The organism is Citrobacter sp. Igbk 14, assembly GCF_028069825.1.
Taxonomy (GTDB): domain Bacteria; phylum Pseudomonadota; class Gammaproteobacteria; order Enterobacterales; family Enterobacteriaceae; genus Citrobacter.
The window spans coordinates 1-8,860 of record NZ_JANEWM010000100.1 but is presented as its reverse complement, the minus strand read 5'-3'; the positions used below and the strand labels follow the sequence as shown (position 1 = coordinate 8,860).

Sequence of the window (8,860 nt, the reverse complement as noted above, 5' to 3'; positions counted from 1 at the left end):
TTTGTTAATACTACAGGGTCATACCATGAGTAGTTTTACATTATTTCCCAAAATACGTACCGGTCTTGAATGGCTTGCCGGGCACAGTGATGCGGTAATTCAATTTGGCTGGAACATCGTCGCTGCCGTCATTTTGCTGTTTGTCGGTAAATTTATCTCTCGCCTGCTATCCCGCGGGCTGGAAAAATTACTCCTCAAGCGAAAAGTCGACATCACCATCATCCAGTTCTTCACTGCTCTCGTCCGTTACATTACCCTCGCCTTTTTCGTTGTCGCCGCACTGGGCCGCGTCGGTATTGAAACATCATCCATTATTGCGGTTATCGGTGCTGCGGGATTGGCTGTCGGCCTGGCGTTACAGGGGTCGTTATCCAACTTTGCCGCTGGCGTCTTGTTGGTCTCCCTACGTCCATTTCGCGCCGGGGAAGTCGTACAGATTGGCGCTGTTACCGGAACGGTAGAAAAGGTCCACATTTTCTCCACCACGCTTCTCACCGCCGACAGCAAAGAAGTGGTGATCCCAAACGGTAAGATCATTTCCGATAACATCATTAACTATTCTCGCCACCCGTTTCGCCGTATCGATCTGGTCATTGGCGTTGGTTATCAGAGCCGCATTGCTGATGTCAAACGCGTTATCAATCGGATCATCGAACAGGATCGTCGTATAGATCAGAAGCGTGGTGTGACCGTGCGCCTGGGAGAGCTTGGCGCCTCATCGCTGAACTTTTATGTTCGTGTATGGGTACGCAATGCTGAGTACTGGAACACCTATTACGACCTGCTGGAAAGTATCAAAGAAGCGCTGGACGACAACCATATCGACCTGCCCTATCCGCAAATGGATATTCGTGTGGAGAATGTTGCATCCAAAACGCAGCCCCAGCTGCAGTTGGTTGATTAGCCCCCTACAGAATAGGCGGTATATTCATATCGTCCTGAATTCAATTTCCCGACCATAGATAATAAAAAGCCCCCTGATTCACAGAGGGCTTTATTACATGTTATTGGCTCAGAAGCCGATAACAGGGAGAGGGATTATTCCCACTCGATTATAAATATAAGCAAAAAATCATTTATTAACAATAGGATACTGATATTCATAGGTTGAATGCCATAAAAAATACCATTTAAATACTCATTCGGCCTTTAATCTAGCTTATTGAGAATCGCTTTTCAGCCTACCGCCTTCACTCAGAAGCCTCTCGCCCTGCTCTAGGAACTCAATGAGTTCGCTCTGTATACCAACACCTTCGGTTTGCCATTCTTCTTTCGATCTAACCATAGCAAGCCCATGTGCATCACCTGTTAACCGTTCTAAGTTTTGATCGAACATACCTAGCGCACTTAGATAGAACTCACTCCATTTAGCAAAAGTAAGTATCCATAATGACACTCTCAGCGCATCGTCCCATTGGCTCCAGTTCGACGTGCTGGCGAGTGGTTGTTGTATGATTCGTCGCTGTCGCTTCAAGATTTGATTCATCATCGTCAGGCTTAACTCTCGCTGAGAGGTGTTACTATTGGCGAAAAGAAACGAAGCAATGTTAGTCGTCTGCCCTTCACGGGTTCGTTCAAACAAGCGAGACTGATTGTTCAGTCTCGGCCCAAGCATGCTCACCAACTCCTGAACCCATATTTCACAAGCGTCCTCAGTGGAGGCACGGGCATTCTGCAATAACGGTAAGATCACATCTTGGGACAACCAAGGCTCAGCCAACGCTAATTGCTTCATATGTCCTCGCATGGAATCGACCAAGTACCGCAACTCCTCCATAGGTATTTTCTCTGGTAGTTCCTCATGCAGAGCTTCAACCAAATCTTTATAAGTTTTCTCTTTATTAGGATCCTTGGCTGCATGGTTAATCATCCAACCTAAGGCGAGCACTCGTTCCTGATGAGTAAGGGTTTCCAGACACGATAATACTGACGTGAGTCCTGCAGGTATATCTAACTGTCGTTCTAGTGCATTAAATCCCAGCCATTTAAGTAATCCCTGCTTGCGATGGATAAGACTATCTCGTTGAATGATGCTGATATTGAACTGTATCGATAGGGAAACTTCGCTGACTATCTGGCTCAACAGAGACAACCGCATGACCTCCGACACTTCGTGCTCAATTTGCAGCCTAGAGATCTGTGCTTCGGCGATCGTCAACAAGCAATCCGGAGCATGACTCCATAAGATTTTGATGGCAAAGTACTCTGACCAAGTGAGGGCTGCGTATTTTGTCGAATGGAATAGCTGTTCCGAGCGATAAGGGCTGTGCAGTAAGACTTCTACAGTTTTTCGAAAGAACCATATATCAACTACAGCCAGTTCCTTATCTGTATTTTCATGTAGGCGATCGAACGATTCCACAACAAATTGACTCAATAACTTGAGAAAATCGCTATTTGACTCAATAACCCCCCATCCTATGTCCCCCGTGGGAGAATGTGCTAGCACTTCTCCCAGCACTCCCCAAGTTACATTAAAGTCCTTAGAGTTAATAACTTGTTTGTTATTGATGAAGTTATGTAGCCCATCGTGCAAAATAAGCGAGTTATCATTTAGTAAACCTAATGTCATCATCTGCGCTCTTAACTGGTCACCACTTAAGCCCTGCAATGACATTTCACCGAACCATACACTTAGTACTTTACCCACTCCAGACCTTTCGAGAAAGTTTAGAGACTCATACCGTCGCGGTACAGCTGACGTCTTACTAGAATCGAAAAGCAGTTGCATCATGGGATTCTCAACCTCATTTCCAAGACTAGTAACCATAATCTCCTGTACCAGCGCAGATTTATATTGTTCTATTTGGAGTAAAACATCCGAAGGAATTGGGGTAATCAGTAATGGGTAATTTTCAGCTGCACTTTGAAAAGAATTAGACAGATGGAATCCGGCAACCGGAAGACGATCTGCCCCCATAATTAAAATATAACGATCATGTAGCCGTCCTTCTTTTAGGCCATAGATACGAAACTTTAGGCGACCTAGTAAGTGACTATTATGCTCACAGCTCACTATTAAATTGTTTACTCGCCCCGTATAGAGTTGTTCTGAGCTATCTTGTTCATATTCAATCTCTCTCGATGTCTTTGGCAGCGATGTAAAAATGATATAATCTGACTTAATTGCTGCATTAATCAATACAAGCCCTAAACCAGCAGTCTCGAAGTAAGGATCGAATATAACTATTTGATGCTGCTGATACTTGCCCAATATAGTTCTAAACCACTCCACGAATTGCAATCGCCCTTCTCCATCCCCCATGCTCCATCTCTGGAAAAACTGCCCTTCTGACTTAGGCGGATGAAGCCGCGTAAAAAGAGAAAGAAGTTCACGATTCACCGGAACCCAAGGGTCTGCCTGCCGCCCACCGACGCGGTTGCCAAACCCCAAATTGCCCCGGTTAACCGTAAGAGCAGCCTTTACACGCGCTGACATAGCTGGCCTAGTTGCTTTTTCAAGCCAGTCGAACTTGACGGAACTTGTCCCTTGCCCCACCATATGGCCCTGAAAATTTATTTCTCGGATATATCCTATCCGCCACCGGCAGCAGAGCACCCCCTCATGAGGGCGATCGTTTGAGAAACCAAAAATCTCCAGTTCTGTACTATCTGTCCTCTCACACACCTCCTCGGTCACTTTAAACACATATTCAAACACTCCATCCTCTTTACGATTTGCTGAAGCAATAGACGAGGAAATGATTTGGCCATCGTTTGTAATGCTCAAGTGGAACTGAAATTTATCAAAGAGCGGCACTTGTGTCGGAGCAAAGCAAACTGATAGAGCAGGTGATGAGTCAATCCATTTAACACTTAGCAAGTTCTGCTCAAGGTCATTAAGCGTAGGAAAAACCAATAATTCAATATCGCCAAATCGTGTGGCATCTGATTTTCCAAAATCTAAACCAGTTTCCGCATTGAGCCGTTCAACTAACGAAGTAGTTAAGACAGCGCTGTATTCCTCACTCAACAGAAATAACGCTTCCTTATTCATTTGAGTAATCGAAGCACTGAAAGCCCCGGCTGCACTATGTGGGCTAGAAATTGACTGGCGATCATATGCATCTCGGTTGAGTAGATAAGCAACTGGGCGATAGACCAGATTATTGGCCATAAGAGCAGTAGCACCAAACAGTTTCGTTAATTTACTCGAACACTCAATTTCCAATATATCATTTATTTCTGAGATTGACCGACCAGCAATCAATTGCCTTAAAAACTCTGCACAATGGATACTGTCTATATACAAGTTAAGGCGGGTAAACTTTGCCTTGATGTTTCCGAAGATAAGATGGTTATCGTTGTCGCTGAAGGACCAACTGTTACTCGAATGGCTGTATGGGAGTAGACGTCCGTAAACTACGCGCATTTCTCTCGACTTTTCAGATTTAATCTGAAGGACCCATAGCTGAAGTGCACAAGCGCGATTTTGGTTAGAAAAAAGGCGAGCCAATCGTCCGTCGCCTAAGAGGTCATCTAGTGTAGTAGCCATTGAATTCTGCGAGTTCCTTTCCAAACTGATATTGCACAATATTACGCACAGCTCTGATTCTCCACCACTGTTTTGGAGCCCTTTGCCGCCGCAACCCCAAAATAGCTAAGCCGACTGGCAAGCCAGATCAGCGTCAACGTGACAATAAAAAAGCCAAGAAACACTCGAGCCCTAAATCCGAATAAATCCTCAAACAAGTAACGTTACGCCAAAATCGAGTCTGAGTACGTGGTACTGATTCTGACCCTAAAACCTATAGCATATTTTGCCCCAAAGTCAGTTACTTCTTTCCCCAAATCTTGCTAGTACCATCACATCTGGATAACTATTCTATCTAGATGTACAGCAAAAAATGCTGATGTGGTAGTGTTATCAGATGCATGAAGCTTCGGTAACGTGAGGGCGGTAGCGTACTAAAATAGGTGCGTAGCATCTGATTATACGGTCTTGCCCCTTTACATTTTAATGGCTAGGCCTGAGATGAAAACCAGTATTACAGCATTGACCAAGCTATTGTATAGCCGCACATTGATGATCTAACTGATGCCGATTCAACTTTTTTCTGCCGATTATGCGTAATACTGTAACAGAGTAATGACTGATGTTAATTATTCATTTAACAATAGACCATAGATGTAGTGATAAATAATCATCCGCGAATAGGAAAAGGCTGTTATAGTGTCCATAAACATTTCATTTTGTGAAGCATTTTTTGTTAACATTACAGTTAATACAGCCATATACAAACAATATTTATTAGGCTTAAAGATAGAATTCTAAAAATGAAACACACTGTTACCAAAATACATTTAAAGGTGACTTCAAAAAAGGATAACTGATGAATAAGTTTATAGTTTTTGTTCATGGCTTAGGTGGTAAAATAGACAAGACTTGGGGTAATTTCCCACAGTATATAATTGATGACCCTGATATTGAGCATCAAGTCATTGAGTATGGGTACACATCACCCAATTTCATAACACAATTCTTTAAATCTGCCCCAACAATTTTAAACATTGCTAATGGACTGCTTACCGATATAAAGGCTAGATGTGACCTTGGGAATGATGAAATCATTTTAGTAGGCCATAGTATGGGAGGGTTAGTTATTAAACGTCTTCTCGTGAGGCTTAGTAAACTAGGAACTAAACATAACATCAAAAAGGTATGCTTTTTTGATGTACCTCACGGTGGTTCAGGTTTAGCAAATATCGGTAAGTTCATTGCATTTAATAACAGACATTTGAAGTCGCTTGTTAACAACTCAAGTGATTTAGATGCTTTAGATGAAGATTGGGTAGATAAAAAGTTAAGTGAGCAGTTGAACATACTGAGCATTATTGATGCAAATGAAACTGTAGTATCTTCAGTAAGTTCAAAAAGCCTATTTAGATACCACCCTATCGAAACAATAAATGGAGTCGATCATAGCTCTATTGTAAAACCAAATTCAAAAGATGACACACAGGTCATCCTACTAAAGTCATTTATTAAAAGCTCTCCTTCAGTTGGAAAATTTAATCTAGATTCAGCTAAGCCTATTAAAGAATGGCTTAAATACGATGAACGTAAGCACGAGCTTTCGTATGAAGAAGATGAACCAAGAAAAATAGCATTTTCAGCACTATCAGAAGCAATAAACTCTGATGCTTGTTTTATAAGACTTACTGGTTTATCTGGTTTAGGAAAGTCACGATTATTGATTGAATACAAAAACAGAAACAATATAAAAGATAATGATTTCATTGTGTTTAGTGGCTCTGAAAATATTAATAGGGTTCAAGAATCAATAAAAACAGCAGCCGAGAACGGTGCGGTAGGGTTTATTATAATAGACAACTGCTCAGTGGAACTACATAATTACGCCACAAATGCAATTGAGGTTAACAATTCGCCTCTAAAACTCATCACTACTTATTTTTATCACGAAGAAAATAAGAAACTAACAAATAGCATTCGTATAAAGTTAGAAAAATTAGGAGCAGAGCAAATAAGCAATATTATCGAAAGTCGACTTCCAGATCTAGATCCCTCATCAAAACAGCAATTAGAGAAATTTATTGAGGGGTTCCCCCTGCTTGCACAAATGGCTATCAAAGAGCTACAGCAAGAGGGGCGTATTACAACCAAATTTGATGAATCAAACCTTGTAGAAAAATTAATAAATGGCGATGGAAGCCTGAGTGACCAAGCTAGAGAATTGCTTAAAGTCTTTTCTCTTTTCGATTATTTTAGGTTTCAGAAAGGGAGCAGAGATGATATCAATGAAGATGCTGAATTTTTAAAGCGTATTGCTGGAACAGACCAGATAACTTTCGAAAATACAATTATGACATTCAATCATAAAGAATTGATTAATTGTACTGGAAGCCTAGCTCGCGTAGTCCCTAAACCATTAGCTTTAAACTTGGCAATGGAATGGTGGAATACAAGTGCATTTGACAGACAAAGTGAAATTGTTTCCAGCCTTCCAGCTATGCTGCTTGATAGTTTTTGTGATCAAATAAGATACCTAGACTCATCGATAAATGTTCAGTCATTTGTCGAAAACTTTTGTGCTGCCAATAACCCTTTCGGCCAAGCGGAATTGTTACTATCCAAACAGGGTTCAAGACTGTTTCGCGCATTAGTTGAAGTGAACCCTGCTGTTACGAACAATCAGTTACACAGAGTTATTTTACAATTAACTGATAAAGAGATACTCGATATTAAAGGCGATGTAAGACGCAACTTTGTCTGGGCATTAGAGATGCTTGTTTTTCATAAGTCTTGTTTTGATAAAAGTGCATGGGTTTTATTTAAATTAGCACAATTTGAAAACGAAAATTATAGCAATAATTCACTGAGACAGTTCGCACAATTATTTCGCTGGCAATTATCTGGTACAGAAGCTGATTTTGATCAAAGGCTAGAAATTTTGAATAAAGCTCTTTCTTTAGATTTAGAAAGCGCAGATGTGGTAATAATAAATGCTATTAAAACGGCAATGGACACTCACGGAGGCACCAGAACTATAAGAGCAGAGTTTCAAGGCACTAAGCCAGAGCTAAAAGAATGGAATCCAAAAAAATATCAAGAAATTTATGATTACTGGCAGTCATTATTAGAAATTCTACTTATGATTATTAAACGTGGACATTTGATCGAACAGGTTAAAGATGCTTTTGGTCATGAAATTAGGGGATTAATTCGATATAACCTACTGGATAAATTGGACTATTTTATAAAAGAAGTAATCAAGTTAACAGGTAAATACTGGCCTGCCGCAGCTCAATCGATATCCCATGCTTTAAATTATGATGCCAAAGGAATGAATCAAGAACAAATCGATATCTTAATGTCGTGGGAAAAATTATTAACGCCCGATGAAAATAGTATTGAGGAGCTATTAAAATTAGTCGTATTTAATCCGTCGAGAGAGCATAAAAAAGACGACAATGGCCACTATATTGATATGGCAGCTGAAGATGCTAAGGATCTAGCAAAAGTCCTTGTAAACAGGCTTGCTGATTTGTATGAACATTTTGAACTGTTGATGACTTTTCCTGAGCAGAAACAAAGCTGGATTTTTGCAAAGCATTTGGTCCTAGAAGCAGATTATACAGAAGAACTACTCAATGTAACTCTCGAACATTTGCGCAATCATAAAACTGTAAGTACTCAGTTCTTTTCTGGTTTATTTTCTGGACTTTATATAAAGGAACCTGTTAAATGGAAAGAAATAGTTGAGTTAATAGGTTCAGATGAAAAGCTCATTAAATATTATCCTGACGCGATACGCACAGGTCGCTTTGATATTACACATTTAGATGTTTTCATTCGACTGATAGCTGAAGATAAGCTCCCTAGTTATTCAGCCGCTACGCTCGTTTATGGACACGCGACAGAGCATTTAACTGAAAAGCAAATATCTCATTTTTGTATGTCACTCAGTGAAATTGATGCGACTGCAAATTGGGTAGCACTTGATAATATGAATATGTACATATTTGGTCGTGAAGATGTGGACTTTACTCAGCTAAGGCTGACTTTGGTCCATCTGGTTCTTAATGTTTCTTTTAAAAAAGAAGATAAGAGTCGCTATTCGGATAGCTATCATTGGCTAAACTCAGTGGAACGGCTATTAAAGTCTGAAAACGCTGAATTTGCATTACAACTATGTTCGCATATAATTGACCAAGTTGGCGGTAATAATGTTGATTATTCTGATTTATGGGATTACCTAAATAATGCTTTTTATAAAGCATTTGAGCTGCACGGGAATTATATCTGGCCAAAGATCTCCAACAAATTCAATGATAGAAACGCAAATAAATCGTATTACTTAACTGACTTACTTGGAAGTGGGAAATCTTATAAAAAAAG

3 protein-coding genes are annotated in these 8,860 nt (G+C 40.4%); 2 read left to right on the top strand and 1 reads right to left on the bottom strand.

Going from position 1 to position 8,860, the window contains the following annotated elements; genetic code table 11:
- The first annotated feature begins 25 nt into the window (after positions 1 to 25).
- The gene (mscS, locus tag NNN64_RS22040; RefSeq protein ID WP_271442775.1) at positions 26 to 904 is read left to right on the top strand and encodes a small-conductance mechanosensitive channel MscS; all 879 of its coding nucleotides are present in this window, start codon (positions 26 to 28) and stop codon (positions 902 to 904) included.
- A 255-nt stretch (positions 905 to 1,159) separates the two neighbouring features.
- Here the strand turns inward: mscS and NNN64_RS22035 are convergent, their stop codons facing one another.
- The gene (locus NNN64_RS22035) at positions 1,160 to 4,495 is read right to left on the bottom strand and encodes a VPA1262 family protein (protein WP_271442774.1); all 3,336 of its coding nucleotides are present in this window, start codon (positions 4,493 to 4,495) and stop codon (positions 1,160 to 1,162) included.
- 838 nt (positions 4,496 to 5,333) lie between these two features.
- Here NNN64_RS22035 and NNN64_RS22030 point away from each other — a divergent pair.
- Positions 5,334 to 8,860 (top strand): hypothetical protein (locus NNN64_RS22030; protein ID WP_271442773.1); only part of this gene is annotated, 3,527 nt, incomplete at its 3' end.

Excerpts from the sequence above, each read along its gene's own strand:
- NNN64_RS22035 (WP_271442774.1), bottom strand. The coding sequence starts at position 4,495 with ATGGCTACTACACTAGATGACCTCTTAGGCGACGGACGATTGGCTCGC.
- mscS (WP_271442775.1), top strand. The coding sequence starts at position 26 with ATGAGTAGTTTTACATTATTTCCCAAAATACGTACCGGTCTTGAATGG.